Consider the following 16,474-nt stretch of genomic DNA (forward strand, 5'->3'; position numbering starts at 1 on the left):
AGCAGGGCCGCCGCGCGCGGCCCTTTGTTTTGATACCGCCGCACCCCGAAATCCATCACAGCCCCCATGACCACCACCTCCCAGCCCCGCATCCTGCAAATCGGCCGCCTGCCTTTGCCCGCCCTTGAAGCCGAACTCGCCGCCCGCTACAGCGTGGCCTGCCTGGCCGACCAGGCCGACCCAGCGGGTTTTCTGGCGGCGCACGGTGCGGAATTCACCGGGGTGGTGACCACCGCAGCCATTGGCCTGAAGGGTGAGGTCATTGCGGCCCTGCCACGCCTTCAGGTCATCAGCAGCTTTGGCGTGGGCTTCGACGCGCTGGACATCGATGCAGCCAAGGCGCGCGAAGTGCAGGTGGGCTACACACCCGGCGTGCTCAACGACTGCGTTGCCGACATGGCGTTTGCGCTGATGCTGGATGTGTCGCGCGGCATTGCCGCCAGCGACCGTTTTGTGCGCCAGGGCCAATGGCCGAAGGCCCGGTTTACGCTGGGCACGCAGGTGTCGGGCAAGCGCCTGGGCATCGTGGGCATGGGCCGCATCGGCCAGGCCGTGGCCGAGCGCGCGGCGGGCTTCCGCATGGAGGTGGGCTACCACAACCGCCGCCCGGCCGAGGGTTGCGCCCTCTCCTACTTCGAGTCGCTGACCGCCCTCGCGCAATGGGCCGACTACCTGGTGCTGACGGTGGCGGGCGGCGCGGGCACGCGCCACCTGGTCAACCGCGAGGTGCTGGCCGCCCTGGGGCCAAACGGCTACCTCATCAACGTGGCGCGTGGCAGCGTGGTGGATGAGGCGGCGCTGATCGACGCGCTGGCCGAACGCCGCATCGCCGGGGCGGGCCTGGATGTGTTCGACAACGAACCCCATGTGCCCGCCGCGCTGATGGCGCTGGACAACGTGGTGCTCACCCCCCACACCGCCAGCGCCACCCACGAAACCCGCCGCGCCATGGCCGACCTGGTGCTGGAGAACCTGCATGCGTTCTACACCTCGGGCGCAGTGCGGGTGCCCGTGCCAGGCACGGTGGCTGGCTGATCATTGATTTTTTCAAGCTTTTTTGGCCGCTTGCGCGCGTCCATCATGCCTGAATAGCTATCAAATAAATAGCCTCAGGCGAGGCACCCAGGCGCCCTGCCCCACCAGGCCTCACACCCGCCCCGCAAACACCTCCGGCCCCAGGCGGGGCTTGCGCGCCTTGCGCTCGAACAGCCACATGCCATACAGCGGCAGCGCCTCGGCCAATTGCAGCGGGGCGACCTGCTCTGCCGCAGCCCCCAGCAGCGCGGGGTGTGGCACCACCGCCAGCAGGTCGGAGCCCACCACCAGGTTCAGCAGGCTGGCAAAGTCCGGGCAGCGAACAGCCATGCGCGGTGCGGACATGCGCCGCACGCGGTGTGCCTCGGTCAATACGTCCACCGGGCCACTCACGCTGGGGCCCACACAGCCCCAGCCGGCGCCTTGCAAATCGGCCAGTGACCGGGCCTGCGCCAGCGGGTGGCGCCGCCGTGCATAAATTTGCGGCTGCAGCTCGTACAAGCGCCACTGCACTACATCCGGGTGGGCAAACTTGCGCGGCCGGGGCGCAATCACGGCGTCGAAACTGCCATGCAGCAGGCCCGTCAGCAGGCTCCCCTCGTCGGTGGTGGTCATCTCCAGTGAACGCTGGGGCTGCGGCAGACACCAGGTCTCGTACAGCAGCGGCCCACAGACCAGCGCGGCGGACGCCGTGAGCCCCACGCGCAACCGCTTGGGGTCCACGGCGGCCCGGCGGGCCTGCGGCAAGGCGTCGATGCGCTGGGCCAGCGGCGCGCCTTCGGCCACCACGCGCCGGGCCAGGTCGGTGGGCACATAACGGCGTCCGTCCCGCACCAGCAGCGGCGCATCAAACTGGGCCTGCAGCGCCTTCATGCCCTGGCTGATGGCGGGCTGCGACACCCCGCAGGCCTGCGCTGCACGTGCAAACGAGCCCTGGTCGATGACGGATTGGAGGTAACGCAGGTAGCGCAGATACATAAGCAGCTTTTATGTATAGAGCGCCATTGTCTCTTGCTGCAGTCCCGTTGCGCGGCGAAGCTCGGGGCATCTTTCACTTACCGGGTTCTGTTCATGACCATGACCACGCCACTCGACACCGTCCGCACTTACCTTGCCCACCTGCACGCCAGCCACACCGACGGGCTGATTGCCTGTTTTGAAGACGATGGCGTAGTGCATTCGCCCTTTCTGGGCACCATGCGTGCGAGCGACTTTTTCCAAAAGCTCGCCCAGGCCTCCAGCGGCAGCGTGATTACGGTGCTGGATCTGTTCGTCTCCGCCCAACCAGAAAGCAGCAGCGCCGTGCGGGCCGCCGCCTACTTCCGCTACGACTGGACCTTGAACGACGGCCGCGAGGTGACCTTCACCTGCGTGGATGTGTTCACGTTCGACGCGGGCAGCACCCGCATCCGGGATATGAACATCGTCTACGACACCCACCCGCTGCGCGAAGAGGTGGGTGACAAGTACGCGCCCGACTAGGCTACAAAAGTTCTACGCCTTTGAGCGTGACAAAGCTCGTCTCCCGCGTCACCTGCACAAAGTCCTGCAGGTACGGCTTGGCCGACAGGCTGGGCAGGCAGGCAGCATGCAGCTCGCCGCGCAGGCCTTTGTCGCCAGGCCCTGTCGCAATGGGCCGCGCCGTCACATACCCCCGGTCCAGATAGCTCTGCACCGCCCACAGCGGCAGCGCCGCCACGCCGCGCCCGCTGGCCACCAGCTGCAGCATGGCCACCGTCAGCTCTGTGGTGCGGCGCGGGGGTCGCACGCCAGCGGGCTCCAGCACCTGGCGGATCAGGTCCAGCATATCGTCCGGCACTGGGTAGGTGATGATGGTCTGGTCGGCAAAGTCCTGCGCCACCAGGTGCGGCTTGGCCACCAGCGGGTGCGTGTTGGCCAGCAGCGCGCGGATCTCGAAGCCAAACAGCGCGTGGTAGTCCACGCCCGCCTCGTCACCATCCACCTCCGACACGATGGCCACGTCGGCCCGGCCCTGGTGCAGCAGGCCCACCGGGTCGGCGTGGAAGCCGCTCACGATGTCCAGCTCTACCTCGGGCCAGCGGGTGCGAAACGCGTCCATCGCGGGCATCAGCCAGTCAAAGCAGGTGTGGCATTCCACCGCAATGCGCATCTGCCCGCCCTGCCCCAGCACCAGGCGGGCGATATCGCGCTCGGCCCCTTCCACCTGCGGCAGCACGGCGTCGGCCAGCGCCAGCAGGCGTTCGCCCACGGCGGTGAACTGGGGCGGCACCGATTTGCGCTCAAACAGCGGCTGGCCGTAGCGGTCTTCCAGCAGCTTGATCTGGTGCGACAGCGCCGACTGCGTGAGATTGAGCAACTGCGCGGCCCGCACCAGGCTGCCGCTGTCGCGCAGGGCGACCAGCGTGCGCAGGTGGCGCACTTCCAGAATCGACTGGTTCATTATTAATTTTCAAGTTGATCGACTAAAACTTTCGTTTGAATAATAAACGAGCCCGCGCGACCATTGGTGCCTTCATTGCATTGCTCCATTCAGAAGAAGGAAATCACCATGTCGCTCGCCGCAGTTGCCAAAACCGCCGCCACCCGCCGCCCCGTGCTCACGCACACCCTGGGCTTTCCGCGCATGGGGGCGCAGCGCGCGCTGAAATTCGCGCTCGAATCCTTCTGGCGCGGCGACAGCACCGAGGCCGAGTTGCAGGCCACCGCCGCCCAACTGCGCCAGCAACACTGGCAAGCGCAGGCCGATGTGGGCCTGGGATTTGTGACCGTGGGCGACTTTGCGCTGTACGACCATGTGGCCAACCATATCCAGCTGCTAGGCTGCGAGCCCGCACGCTTTGGCTTTGATGCTCACACACCCGAATTGGCCCGCTACTTTGCGATGGCGCGGGGCGTGTCTGCTCAGGCGGCCGACGACCACGCGGGCTGCAGCACCGGTTGCACTGCAAAACACCACACCACCGGCCAGCCCGCGCTGGAGATGACCAAGTGGTTCGACACCAACTACCACTACCTCGTGCCCGAGTTCAGCGCCCACACCCAGTTCCACCTGGCCAGCGAGCGCCTGTTTGCCGAAGTGGCCGAGGCCCAGGCGCTGGGCCACCGCGTCAAGGCCGTGCTGCTGGGGCCGCTGAGCTTTTTGTGGCTGGGCAAATCCAAAACGGCGGGTTTTGACCGGTTAAGCCTGCTGGAATCGCTGTTGCCGGTGTACGAAGCCGTGCTGGCGCGCCTGAAGGCCCAGGGCGTGGAATGGGTGCAGATCGACGAGCCCATCCTGGGCCTGGACTTGCCCGATGCGTGGCGCCACGCCTTTGAGCCCAGCTACTGGCAACTGGCGCGCAGCGCGCCCAAGCTGCTGCTGGCCACCTACTTCTCGCCCCTGGCCGAAAACCTGCGCCTGGCCTGCCAGCTGCCCGTGGCGGGGTTGCATGTGGATGCCGTGCGCGCACCCGACGAACTGGTGGGCGTGGCCGACTGGCTGCCCTCGCACAAGGTGCTGTCGGTGGGCATCGTGGACGGCCGCAACATCTGGCGCACCGACCTGGATGCGGCTCTGCAAAAGCTGCGCCCCGTCGCCGACAAGCACCAGGGCGAACTGTGGCTGGCGCCGTCGTGCTCGCTGCTGCATGTGCCGTTCAGCCTACATGCCGAGACGCGGCTGGATGCCGAGGTGAAGTCCTGGCTGGCGTTTGCGGTGGAAAAACTCGATGAGCTGCGCGTGCTCGCCACCGCCTTGTCGCAGGGCGAAGCAGCGGTGGACGACGAACTGCACGCCGCCCGCACCGCCCTGGCCGCCCGCCGCGCCAGCCCGCGCGTGCACCGCGCCACCGTGGTCGCGCGCATTGCGGCCGCCGCACCGGGCGCCGACCAGCGCGCCAGCGCCTTCCCTGCCCGGCAAAAGGCCCAGCGAGCAAAGCTGAAGCTGCCGCTGCTGCCCACCACCACCATCGGCTCGTTCCCACAGACGGCAGAGATCCGCGCGGCCCGCGCCGCCTTCAAGCGCGGTGCGCTAGACGCCGCCCACTACCAACAGAAGATGGAGGCGGAAATTGCCCTGGCAGTGCGCAAGCAGGAAGCGCTGGGCATTGATGTGCTGGTGCACGGCGAGGCCGAGCGCAACGACATGGTCGAATACTTTGGCGAGCAGCTCGACGGCTTTGCCTTCACCGCCAACGGCTGGGTGCAAAGCTATGGCTCGCGCTGCGTGAAGCCGCCCATCATCTACGGCGACGTGGCCCGCCCCGCGCCCATGACGGTGGCCTGGACGCAGTACGCCCAGAGCCTGACGCCCAAGCCCATGAAGGGCATGCTCACCGGCCCCATCACCATCCTGCAGTGGAGCTTTGTGCGTGACGACCAGCCCCGCGCCACCACGGCCGACCAGATCGCCTGGGCCATCCGCGACGAGGTGTGCGACCTGGAGGCCGCAGGCATCGCCATCATCCAGATCGACGAGCCCGCCATCCGCGAGGGCCTGCCGCTGCGCCGCGCGGGGTGGAAGAGCTACCTGGACCGCGCCACCCGCGCCTTCCGCATCAGTGCCAGCGGCGTGCGCAACGACACGCAGATCCACACCCACATGTGCTACAGCGAATTCAACGACATCCTGCCCGCCATCGCAGCCATGGATGCCGATGTGATCACGATTGAAACGAGCCGGTCGGACATGGAGCTGCTGCAAGGGTTCGGTGATTTCCGCTACCCCAACGAGATCGGCCCCGGCGTGTACGACATCCACTCGCCCCGCGTGCCCGGCGTGCAGGAGATGGCCGCGCTGCTCGAAAAAGCCGCCGAGGTCGTGCCCGTGGAGCACCTGTGGGTGAACCCCGACTGCGGCCTCAAGACCCGGGGCTGGCCCGAGACCGAGGCCGCACTGCGCCACATGGTGCAGGCCGCGCAGGCCGTGCGTGAGCGGTTGCAGGAAGAAGCAGCGCTGGCCTGATCGCTTCCGAAACTCAGCCTGCAGCGCGCTTCATCTCGGCCAGTTTCATCAGCACCTGCAGCGCGTGGTTCAGCGACGTCGGCACCCCCAGTGCGGCGCCGCGCTTGACCACATAACCGTTCAGGTGGTCAATCTCGGTGGGTTTGCCCCGCGCCAGGTCCTGCGCGGTGGACGAATACTGGCTGGGCATGGTGCTGGCAATGCCGCGCACCGCCGCCTGCACATCGCCCGGAATCGTCACCCCATCGGCCGACGCCACGGCCAGGCATTCGGCCACGATGTCGGCAATCACCTGCGTCACGCCAGGCACCTGCACCAGCGGGCCATAGGGCTGCTGCGACAGGGCCGACAGCGCGTTGTAGGCGCTGTTGAGCACCAGCTTGGCCCAGAGCGCGCCGCGTACGTTGTCTGACACCTGGGTGGGAATGCCTGCCGCCGTGAGCTGCCGGGCCACCGCGTCGCTGCGCGGCGAAGGCGCAATCACCAGCTCGCCCCGGCCATGGTGCACCACATGCCCCGCGCCGCCCATGGCGGTGGCGACATAGACCACGGCGGCGGCCACGGGGGTGCTGGCGTCCAGCACGGCGCGCACGCGCTCGTCGTTGTCCACGCCGTTTTGCAAGGTCAACACCAGCGTGCCGGGGGCCAGGTGCGGGCGCATCTGCTGCGCGGCGTCTTCCGAATCGGACGACTTCACGCAGAACAGCACTACGTCCGCGCCGTGCACCGCGCTGGGCTCGGTGCTGGCCGCCAAGGGCACCTGCACATCCATCGTCGCCGTCTGCAGCCGCAGCCCATGGTCGCGCACAGCCAGCACATGGGCGGGCCGCCCGATGAGCGTGACGGCGTGGCCCGCGCGGGCCAGCAGGGCGCCAAAGTAGCAGCCCACGGCGCCCGCGCCCATGACGGCGAAACGCAATGCTGGGGTGGTGGAATCAGGGTCAGGGATTGGTGCGGACTCGGTCATGGCGCGCTCTGCAGGTGGGTGCAGCAGGAGGAACAACGGTGAACGCATGGTATCGCCCGAAAACCCTGCGGTGAGGCCCCTGGCCTTCCGCGTCCGTTGCAACACCACCCTGATTGGCGCAAAATGCGCCAATCAGGAGATCGCCATGTCAGCCACCGCCTTTTCTTCCGTCAAGCTGCCCGCCCACCTGGTGGAGCAGGCCCGCCAGGCCGCGCAGCCCATGCGCCGTTCGGTGGCCAGCCAGATTGAATACTGGGCCACGCTGGGCCAGATCGTGGAACACACGGGCCTGAGCGTGCAAGAGGCACGCAGCGCCATCGAGCAGTACGAAGCCGCCGCCGCGCGCACGGCCGCCCTGGCCGCCCCCACGTCGGTGGACGCCCTCACCGCCCGCCTGCTGGCCGCACAAACACGCGGCACCCTGGCCCAGCGGGTGCGCGAGGTGGTGCAGGAGAACCAGGCCAAAGCGGCCACCTCTGTCGCCTGACACTGCATGGTGGCCTCCGCACGGCAGCCTTCTCCGCCGTCCCGCCAGAACACGCCACCCCGCTGGTTCCATCTGCTGGCGGGTCCGAACGGCGCGGGCAAGTCCACGCTGTACCGCGCCCTGGTGCGCGAGGGCATCCTGGGCCCGCCGCTGGAGTTTGTGAACGCCGATCTGTACGAACAGGCGCACCTTCAGCACATGGCAGATCCCGAAGCCCGGTCCGAGGCCGCCCGCCAATGGGCAGACAACCGCCGTGCCACCCTGCTGCGCGAAGGCGCCGACTTCGCCAGCGAAACCGTGTTTTCGCACCCTTCCAAACTGGCGCTCATCGAAGAAGCTCAGCGCTGCGGCTATACGGTGGCGCTCTACATCGTGGCGCTGGACGACCCGGCCCGGCTGCTCGCCCGCGTAACGCAGCGCGTGCGCGAAGGCGGGCACCCCGTGCCGCCCGAACGCATCCTGGCCCGCTACCCGCGCACCATGGACAACCTGGCCCAGGCCGTGCGGCAAGCGGATGTGTCGTATCTGTATGACGCCGCCGAGGCGACCGGCACCAACGCCGGGCCGCAACTGGTGGCCGTGTGCTCGCCCAACAACGTCACTCCCCTGGCCCAGCCGCTGCCCGCCTGGGCGCAGCGCCTGACCGGGAAATAACCGGCAGGGTTGCGCCAGCTCCCGGGCGGCTGCTGCAACAACAGCGCCCCTCCACAGCCACATTCATGTGCCAAATGTGGCCCCACCGCCCGCCAGCATTCACAGTTAGCTATATTTTGTATAGCAATTCATCTCGGTAAAAACCCTGTACGCATCACGGTCGTTAACTGATTGCCAAGACAATCATTGTCTAGTCAATTAAATTCACGCTCATGACTTCCCCCGCCTCCCCACCTTTGCCCACCGGCACGGGCTTCTACAGCGCCAGCCAGCTTGAGCCCGAAAACAGCGTGGGCTACCTGATGCGCAAGGTGATGACCTCCATCCGCACCCAGGCCGATGCACAACTGGCGCTGCACGACCTGACCTATGCGCAGTGGCTGCCGCTGTTCAAGATTTCGCTGTGCTCCCAGACCACGGTGGCCAGCCTGGCGCGCGACCTGGAGACCGACCCGGCCTCCATGACCCGCGCGCTCGACCGGCTGGAGGCCAAGGGCCTGGTGGCGCGCCAGCGCTCCACCACCGACCGCCGCGTGGTGCAACTGGCGCTCACGCCCGAAGGCCAGGCCGCCGCCGCCAAGGTGCCGCCCGTGTTGGCCGACGTGCTCAACGGCCACCTGAGCGACTTCAGCCCCGACGAATGGCAACTGCTGCTGCGCCTGCTGCGCCGCATGCTGGCCAACGGCGAGGCGCTGCGCCAGCAGCGCGGCGCCGAAGCCAATGCCGACTGAAGCAACGCCCCGCGCCCAACTCCGTTTCCCTCCACACAACACCCAAAACCATCTGGAGAACCCCGTGAATTCCACCACTCCCCAGCCCTCCACCCGTTTAGCCCTGGCCGCGCATTTCGCTGTGTCGGCCCTGGCCCTGGCCGCCGCCCTGGTACTGGTGGGCTGCGCTAGCCCCGGCCCGGCCCACACCCCACTCGCACAAACCACGCCGTCGGCCGTGGGCCTGAATGCCGCAGCCACCGACACCGTGGCCCCCAGCCAGTGGTGGACCACGCTGGGCGATGTGCAGCTCAACACCCTGATCGACCAAGCCCTGCAAGGCAGCCCCAGCCTGGCCGTGAGCCGCGCCCGGCTGGAGCAGGCTGTGGCGCTGAGCCAGGTGCGCGAAGCCGCCAACGGCCCCCAAGCCACCCTGGGCGTGGACGCCACCCGCCAGCGCTACACCGCCAACGGCCTGGTGCCCGCGCCGGTAGCAGGCAACACCTACAACAGCGGCACCGTGCAAGCCAGCCTGAGCTGGTCGCCCGACTTCTTCGGCCAGCATGCCGCCGAGCTGCAAGCCGCCCTGGGCCAGGCCCGCGCCGCCCAAGCCGATGCAGCAGCCGCCGCCAACACCCTGGCCGCCCAGGTGGGCCGCAGCTACGTGGCCCTGGCCCGGCTGGTGGCCCAGCGCGATGTGGCCGTGCGTGCGCTGGAGCAGCGGCAAGAACAAAGCAAGCTCACCCAAGAGCGCACTGCCGCGGGCCTCGATAGCCAGGTCGAGCTGACCCAGGCCCAAGGTGCCGTGCCCGATGCCCGCACCCAGATCGAAGCGCTGGACGAGCAGATCACCCTGGGCCGCCGCCAGCTGGCCGTGCTGACCGGCCAGGCGCCCGACGCCCTGCCCCAGCTCACGCCCCGCCTTGCCGCGCTGCAACCCACCGCTGTGCCCGAGGTGCTGGGCGCCGACCTGCTAGGCCGCCGCCCCGATGTGGTGGCCGCCCGCTGGCGTGTGGAGGCTGCAACGCAGGGCGTGAACAGCGCGCGCAGCGAGTTCTATCCCAACATCAACATCGGCGCGTTCATCGGCCTGAACTCGCTGGGGCTGGACCGGCTGTTCAACGGCAGCTCGCGCCAGATGGGCGTGACGCCTGCGCTGCGCCTGCCGATCTTTGATGGGGGCCGCCTGCGCGCCCAGCTGGGCGGCCGCGCTGCCGAGCTGGACATGGCCATCGCCCAGTACAACGGCGCCGTGCTCGATGCGGTGAAGGAAGCGGGCGACGCCGTGGCCTCCATCCAGTCGCTTACCCGCCAGCAGGCGCTGCAGGACGAAGCCGTGGCCAGTGCCGAAAAAGCCTACCGCTTTGCGCAGGAGCGCTACCGCGCGGGCCTGGGCAACTACCTGGTGGTGCTCTCCACCGAAAGCCAGGTGCTGGCCCAGCGCCGCCTGGCCGTGGACTTGCGGGCGCGCCAGTTGGACACACGCCTGGTGCTGATGAAGGCTCTGGGCGGCGGCTGGACCGATGACACGGCTGTGCTGCACACCGCCGCAGCGCAATGACCGTGCCCGCCGCACCGTATCCATTCAAAAACACATAACAACACATTCCAGAAAGACCACTGTCATGACCGCCAACAGCGAACCCCTCACCGCCACCGAAGCCAACACCGCCCGCCGCCGGGGCCTCACCCTTATCGCAGTCGCCGTGGCGATCGCTGCCGTCGGCTGGGGCGGCTGGCACTGGGCCAACGGCCGCCATGTGGAGACCACCGACAACGCCTACGTGGCGGGCAACGTGGTGCAGATCACGCCGCAGATCGGCGGCACCGTGGTGTCCATCGGTGCGGACGACACCGACTACGTGAAGGCCGGGCAACTGCTGGTCAAGCTCGACCCCGCCGACGCCCGCGTGGCGCTGGAACAGGCAGAAGCCCAGCTCGCCCAGACCGTGCGCGAAGTGCGCACGCTGTATGCCAACAACGCCACGCTGAAGGCGCAGGTCAGCCTGCGCAGCGCCGACCTGGCCCGCGCCCAGGCCGACGCCGCCCGCATGCAGGACGACGTGAACCGCCGCGCCCCGCTGACCGCCAGCGGCGCCGTGGGCAAGGAAGAGTTCCAGCACGCCACGGCCCAGTTGGCGGCCGCCAAGAGCACCGTGGCCGCCGCCCAGTCGGCCGTGCTGGCCGCACAAGAACAACTGGCCGCCAGCCAGACGCAGACCGAAGGCACCTCCATCGAACAGCACCCCAACGTGCAGCGCGCTTCGGCCCGCGTGCGCGAGGCCTACCTGGCCGTGCAACGCGCCCAGCTGGTCGCCCCGCTGGACGGCCACGTGGCCAAGCGCGGCGTGCAGGTGGGCCAGCGTGTGCAGGCGGGCGCCCCGCTGATGACGCTGGTTCCCCTGAACGACCTGTGGGTGGACGCGAACTTCAAGGAAAGCCAGCTCAAGACCCTGCGCATCGGCCAACCGGCCGAGTTGGAAGCCGATGTGTACGGCACCAAGGTCACCTACCACGGCACCGTGACGGGCCTGGGCGCGGGCACCGGCGCTGCGTTTGCACTGCTGCCCGCACAAAACGCCACCGGCAACTGGATCAAGGTGGTGCAGCGCGTGCCCGTGCGCATTGCCCTGGACCCCAAGGAGGTCGCCGAGCATCCGCTGCGTGTGGGCCTGTCGATGGAAGTCAAGGTGAACACGGCCGACCAAAGTGGCAAGACCCTGGCCGACACCCAGCGCACCACGCCCGTGGCCGCCACTGCAGTGTTTGATGCGCAGTTCAAGGCCGCCGACGACGAAGTGGCACACATCATCGCCGCCAACCTGGGCCGCAGCGGCAAGGCGGCCGTGGCCGTGGCATCGCCCAAGGTGGGCAAAGCGCCCGCACAAAGCCAGCAACATGCCTCGGCCCCTGTGGCCTCGGCAGTGCAGTCGCCTGTGGTGCAGTGAACAGGGTGCGTAGAGCATGACTGCCGCCAACCCCACTGCAGACCAGGCGCCCGCCCGTTCGGCGCCTGCTGCAACACAAACCCCTGCCCCGCCCGGGCCCCCTGCGGCCTACCCACCGCTACAGGGCACCGCCTTGCTGCTGGGCACGCTGTCCCTGTCGCTGGCCACGTTCATGAACGTGCTGGACTCGTCCATTGCCAACGTCTCCATCCCCGCCATTGCCGGTGACCTGGGCGTGAGCCCCGGCCAGGGCACCTGGGTCATCACCAGCTTTGGCGTGGCCAACGCGATTTCGGTGCCGCTCACCGGCTGGCTCACGCAGCGCTTTGGCGCAGTGCGGCTGTTCACCATGAGCGTGCTGCTGTTTGTGCTCACCTCCTGGCTGTGCGGCTTTGCCTCGTCGCTGGAGGCACTGGTGTTCTTCCGCGTGCTGCAGGGCCTGGTGGCGGGGCCCATGATTCCGCTCAGCCAAACCCTGCTGCTGGCCAGCTACCCCAAGGCCCTCGCGGGCACGGCCCTGGCGCTGTGGGGCGTGACCACGCTGGTCGCCCCCGTGGTAGGGCCGCTGCTGGGGGGCTGGATCACCGACAACATTTCGTGGCCGTGGATCTTCTACATCAACGTGCCGGTGGGCCTGCTGGCCGGTGCCCTCACCTGGGGCATCTACCGCCAGCGCGAAACGCCCATCCGCAAGCTGCCGATTGACACTGTGGGCCTCAGCCTGCTGGTGCTGTGGGTGGGCGCGCTGCAGCTCATGCTCGACAAGGGCAAGGAGCTGGACTGGTTCGCCTCGGGCGAGATCATCACCATGGCCGTGGTGGCGGTGGTGGCGTTCGCCGTCTTCCTGGTGTGGGAGCTGACCGAAAAGCACCCGGTGGTGGACCTCAAGCTCTTCAAGGGCCGCAACTTCACCTTTGGCGCGCTGGCATTGTCGGTGGCCTACGCGCTGTTCTTTGGCAACGTGGTGCTGCTGCCGCTGTGGCTGCAGCAGTGGATGGGCTACACCGCCACCTCGGCCGGCATGGCGCTGGCGCCGGTGGGTGTATTCGCCATTTTGCTCACGCCGCTGGTCGGAAAGAAGGTGGGCCAGTGGGACCCGCGCCGTATGGCCACGGGCGCGTTTGTGGTGTTCAGCACGGTGCTGTGGATGCGCTCGCAGTTCACCGTGCAGACAGACTTCATCCACATCCTGATCCCCACCCTGCTGCAGGGCGCGGCCATGGCGTTCTTCTTCATCCCGCTGACCACGCTCACGCTGGCCGGTGTGGCGCCCGAGCGCATTCCCGCGGCGGCGGGTCTGAGCAACTTCGTGCGGATCACCGCCGGGGCCATGGGCACGTCGATTGCCACCACGCTGTGGGAAAGCCGCGCCGCCATGCACCACGCGCACCTCACCGAGGGGCTGGTGCAGGGCCAGGGCGTGTTTGCGCAAACGCTGGACAGCCTGACCGCCTCGGGCCTCACGCAGATGCAGGCGCTGGCGCAGATCAACCGGCTGATCGACCAGCAGGCGTTCACGCGCGCGGCCAATGACATCTTCCTGGGCTCGGCGGGCTTGTTCCTGCTGCTGATCGGGCTGATCTGGCTCACCAAGCGCCCGGCGAGGACAGCGGGTGGCGGTGGTGCTGCCGATGCGGGTGGTGCGCACTAGCGCAAACCAGTGCGAGCCGAGGTGAACCAGAGCGTTTCAAGAGGAAAAACCGCCCTCTCCGCGCTATAGAAAACAAAAGTTCGCTATCTTTTGCATAGCATCGATAACAAAAGCGGCTCTTCGGAGCCGCTTTGGCGTTGCGGGGGTGCCGCACAGCCCGCAATGGGCCTATGCAGCCCCCACCCGCTTTTCTGCGTTGGCAAACGCCGTGGCCAGCGCTGCAAACTCGCTTTGGCTCACCACACCGTCGGCAATGCCGCTGCGGTCCATCAGCTGCAGCACGGCCTGCGAAAAGTCATTGCCCTGCCGGGTGATCGACGTGCTGGCGAGCCCCTGCAGAAACTCCTCGTGCGAAATGCGGCCATCCTTGCTGGTGTCGAACCCGGCGGCAATCTGCTCCTTCTGGGCATCGTCCGCACCAAACTCGCTGAGCAGCGCCTTGAAGTCCTGCGTGGACACCGATCCCCCCGCCGAAGGCTGCCCCACCAGGCCACCGCCACTGCCCCGCTGCACGGCGCCCAGGGCCCCATCCAGCTTGCCTTGCGACACCAGGATGCCCTTGCCCGCAAACCCCGCCAGCGCCTCAGCCTGCGGGCTGAGCGTGACCACCGCCGAGGGCTGGGCCTGCTCCGCATCGCTGCCGCGCCGGGGCGCCGCAGGCTTGGCCGCCCCGCTCGATGCAGCGTTGAAAACCAGCGAGGCTACGGATGCAAGACCGGAAAGAAGAGGTGACATCGCCTTGAACTCCTGCGCGGCGATATCCGGCCCACTGCAATACACAGATCAGCAGTCACCATTTCTCGCCCAGTGTGCTCAGAGTAGCGGGCTGCTCCCAAAGCAATGACCCGATAAAGCATCGCTTTGCCTACCACCTTGATGCATAGAAGCCCGTATCGCTGGGTGTCCAACAATGGGCAAGGGCGCCAGATTGTTCCTTGCTAGAACTGAAACGCTAGCGTTCAAGCCCCTACTTTGCGAAGAAGACCGCAGTCCCTCGGGTCTCGTCCGCGCTCGTCACCACCACCGTCAGCCCATTCTTGGCCACGTTGAGCGTACCCACCCCGCTGAATGCGGTCTTGCTCCCGTCCGCGCAGCTTTCGTTGAAGCTGACGCTGTACGCAGCCGTGCTGGCCATCGCCGCTACGTTGCCCGTGTAAGAACACCCCGTGGTCGAGCTCCCTGTCATACTGCCGGTCGCCGCAAGACTCCACTGCACAGTCTGGGCATTGCCTCCCAATGTGGCACTCCAGTTGCCCTGCACTTCCGTCTGGACGGCCGGCGTGGCCAGTGCATCGCTCTGGGTCAGGGTCCCCGTGTTCAGGCCCGTGAATGCAATCGTCTTGGGGCTGGCCGCAAGTGCCGCGTTGACCTGGCCTGTCACCGCCTGGCCTGTGGCGTTGGCTTGCCCCAGCGCGTAGCTTTTCCCGTTGGCGCTGCTGTCACTGCGCACCACCAGCTTGACCAGCCGGCTGGCGTCCTGGGCCAACAGCCAGGCGCTGGCGGTTCCGTTGGCCTCGGGCACCACCACGGCGGTCGTGGCCGGTGCCACGCCTGCAGCGGTGACCCAGCGTCCCTTGAGCTGGGCGGGGTCGATGGTGGGGCCGGAGGCATCGCCTCCACCACCGCCTCCGCAGGCCGCCAGCAGTCCCCCAAGGGCCAGTGTGAGTGCGGCGGCTGAAAATTTGCGTGCGATTGCAATGGGCACTAGTGTTTGCATGTGCGTCTGTGTTTGTATTGTCATGAGTGGTTTCAGTGCCATGTCGTCAGCGCTCAGAAGATAGGGCGAAGCAGGTATGCAGGTACCGCTCAGAACCAGAAAGGATGGGGTCCCACATCTGGCGCCAGCCCCACAATCGACAGCGGCATGTGCCCCGGAGCTCCCGGGTCCGTAATGATGCCGTCCGCCTTGCCGTCCGCATCAAACTGCCCACCATCCACGATCTGGAAGTCCAGCCGCACCCGGCCCCCTTCCATCACCATCTTGCCCCCATACGGCTCGCTGGCCAGGTTCACCCAGGTGCCGCCAGCATCCTGCTTCCAGTAGCCGTTGACCCCCAGCGCCGGGTCCAGGTACAGGCTGAAGCTTTCGCTGTTCTTGCCCTGCGCCAGTTCCACCGTGAAGCTGACCAGCCCGATGGGTGTCTGCAGCCCTTCTGGCAGGTCTTGCGGTGCGTCCAGTTGCTTGAGGCTGGTGATGCGGGCGTTGTCCGTTCCGCTGCCCACCTTGCCATTGGTGCTGCTGGCCACCAACGTGGTGAAGGTGGGTGGCGCGTTGCCGGGATTGCTCTCGCCCGTGGGGCTGAGCACAAAGCCGACGGAGCCGACCGAGGGCTGTTCGCTGTCCTTGATGCCGTCTCCGTTGCCGTCTCCCGGGGTGGTGTTGCCACCGGGGCCGGGGATGCCGGGGGTCAGGTCTTCCACCGGACCTGGGATGCCGTCGTTGTCGGGCACCCCAGGCGTGGGCGGTGTGGGGGGGACGGGCGTAGGGGGGATAGGCTCGGGTTCAGGGTCCGGGATGGTGGGGGTAAGGTTGGTCACAGCCGTGGCGGTAAAGCTGACGGCGTCGTTGCCTGCTGCGTCCTGCACGGCGTTGGCGTCGTTGCCGCCTGTGGGGTCAGTGTAGGAAATGGTCACGCTCTGGCCCGCCACCACGGCAGTGGTCAGTGCCAGGGTGACGGTTTTGGCGGCGGCGTTGACAGCTAAGCCGGTGACAGCATTGGCAAAGCCTCCCGCCGTCACCGCAAAGGCGCCAACGGGCGCGGTGTTCACGGCGTCCAGTGTGGTCGCCTCGGTGTAGCTCAGCACCAGTTGATTGCCGTTGACGGTGGCTGTGCTCACCACCGGGGGGGTGGTATCCAGTGTGTTGTTGGTGACAGTGGTTACGCCCAGGCTGGCTGCGTCGTTGCCCTGGATGTCCTGGGTGGCGTTGGCGTCGTTGCCTGCCGTGGGGTCGGTGTAGGCGACGGTGACGCTCTGGCCATAATCCACCGGGGTGCCCAGGGTCAGGGTGACGGTTTTAGCGGCAGCGTTCACGGCCACGCCGGTCACGGTGTTGGCGATTCCACCGGAGACCACGGCGAAGGCGCCTGTAGCTGGCG

15 protein-coding genes are annotated in these 16,474 nt (G+C 67.5%); 9 read left to right on the top strand and 6 right to left on the bottom strand.

Annotated elements, in window-relative coordinates; all coding sequences use genetic code 11:
• The first annotated feature begins 66 nt into the window (after positions 1 to 66).
• Entirely contained in the window at positions 67 to 1,035 is a 969-nt protein-coding gene (locus AvAM_RS21735; protein WP_137749024.1) for a 2-hydroxyacid dehydrogenase, read from the top strand.
• Between the two features lie 111 nt (positions 1,036 to 1,146).
• On the opposite strand, the gene AvAM_RS21740 is transcribed toward AvAM_RS21735, so the two are convergent.
• Positions 1,147 to 2,013, bottom strand: coding sequence for a LysR family transcriptional regulator (locus tag AvAM_RS21740; protein WP_137749025.1), 867 nt, complete (start codon positions 2,011 to 2,013; stop codon positions 1,147 to 1,149).
• A gap of 93 nt (positions 2,014 to 2,106) precedes the next feature.
• Here AvAM_RS21740 and AvAM_RS21745 point away from each other — a divergent pair, with 93 nt between their 5' ends.
• A complete protein-coding gene (locus tag AvAM_RS21745) occupies positions 2,107 to 2,517 on the top strand; it encodes a nuclear transport factor 2 family protein (RefSeq protein ID WP_137749026.1) in 411 nt (136 codons plus the stop codon).
• Between the two features lies 1 nt (position 2,518).
• On the opposite strand, the gene AvAM_RS21750 is transcribed toward AvAM_RS21745, so the two are convergent.
• Complete coding sequence (locus AvAM_RS21750; protein WP_137749027.1) at positions 2,519 to 3,457, bottom strand: LysR family transcriptional regulator; 939 nt, start codon at positions 3,455 to 3,457, stop codon at positions 2,519 to 2,521.
• 108 nt (positions 3,458 to 3,565) lie between these two features.
• Between AvAM_RS21750 and metE the strand changes: the two genes are divergently transcribed.
• Positions 3,566 to 5,959, top strand: a complete 2,394-nt coding sequence (gene metE / locus AvAM_RS21755) for a 5-methyltetrahydropteroyltriglutamate--homocysteine S-methyltransferase (protein WP_137749028.1) — start codon at positions 3,566 to 3,568, stop codon at positions 5,957 to 5,959.
• 13 nt (positions 5,960 to 5,972) lie between these two features.
• On the opposite strand, the gene AvAM_RS21760 is transcribed toward metE, so the two are convergent.
• Positions 5,973 to 6,926, bottom strand: a complete 954-nt coding sequence (locus AvAM_RS21760; protein WP_137749029.1) for a ketopantoate reductase family protein — start codon at positions 6,924 to 6,926, stop codon at positions 5,973 to 5,975.
• Positions 6,927 to 7,071: 145 nt separating this feature from the next.
• Here AvAM_RS21760 and AvAM_RS21765 point away from each other — a divergent pair, with 145 nt between their 5' ends.
• From AvAM_RS21765 to AvAM_RS21790, 6 genes are all read left to right on the top strand, one after another.
• Positions 7,072 to 7,413, top strand: a complete 342-nt coding sequence (locus AvAM_RS21765; protein WP_137749030.1) for a hypothetical protein — start codon at positions 7,072 to 7,074, stop codon at positions 7,411 to 7,413.
• A 6-nt stretch (positions 7,414 to 7,419) separates the two neighbouring features.
• Positions 7,420 to 8,067 (top strand): zeta toxin family protein, encoded by a 648-nt coding sequence (locus AvAM_RS21770; RefSeq protein ID WP_137749031.1) that lies wholly within the window; start codon positions 7,420 to 7,422, stop codon positions 8,065 to 8,067.
• A gap of 212 nt (positions 8,068 to 8,279) precedes the next feature.
• Positions 8,280 to 8,798 (top strand): MarR family winged helix-turn-helix transcriptional regulator, encoded by a 519-nt coding sequence (locus tag AvAM_RS21775; protein WP_137749032.1) that lies wholly within the window; start codon positions 8,280 to 8,282, stop codon positions 8,796 to 8,798.
• A 64-nt stretch (positions 8,799 to 8,862) separates the two neighbouring features.
• Positions 8,863 to 10,338 (top strand): efflux transporter outer membrane subunit, encoded by a 1,476-nt coding sequence (locus tag AvAM_RS21780; protein WP_137749033.1) that lies wholly within the window; start codon positions 8,863 to 8,865, stop codon positions 10,336 to 10,338.
• 64 nt (positions 10,339 to 10,402) lie between these two features.
• Entirely contained in the window at positions 10,403 to 11,725 is a 1,323-nt protein-coding gene (locus tag AvAM_RS21785; RefSeq protein WP_137749034.1) for an HlyD family efflux transporter periplasmic adaptor subunit, read from the top strand.
• Positions 11,726 to 11,741: 16 nt separating this feature from the next.
• A complete protein-coding gene (locus AvAM_RS21790) occupies positions 11,742 to 13,376 on the top strand; it encodes a DHA2 family efflux MFS transporter permease subunit (RefSeq protein ID WP_283202045.1) in 1,635 nt (544 codons plus the stop codon).
• Between the two features lie 168 nt (positions 13,377 to 13,544).
• Here the strand turns inward: AvAM_RS21790 and AvAM_RS21795 are convergent, their stop codons facing one another.
• The 3 genes from AvAM_RS21795 to AvAM_RS21805 all read right to left on the bottom strand — a co-directional run.
• Positions 13,545 to 14,111, bottom strand: coding sequence for an EF-hand domain-containing protein (locus AvAM_RS21795; protein WP_137749035.1), 567 nt, complete (start codon positions 14,109 to 14,111; stop codon positions 13,545 to 13,547).
• Between the two features lie 232 nt (positions 14,112 to 14,343).
• Entirely contained in the window at positions 14,344 to 15,093 is a 750-nt protein-coding gene (locus AvAM_RS21800; protein ID WP_137749036.1) for a hypothetical protein, read from the bottom strand.
• Positions 15,094 to 15,182: 89 nt separating this feature from the next.
• On the bottom strand, positions 15,183 to 16,474 hold a 1,292-nt coding region (locus AvAM_RS21805; RefSeq protein ID WP_283202046.1), incomplete at its 5' end, for a SwmB domain-containing protein.

The sequence above is a fragment of the Acidovorax sp. NB1 genome, from assembly GCF_005405905.1.
In the GTDB taxonomy this organism is placed as follows: Bacteria; Pseudomonadota; Gammaproteobacteria; order Burkholderiales; family Burkholderiaceae_C; genus Acidovorax.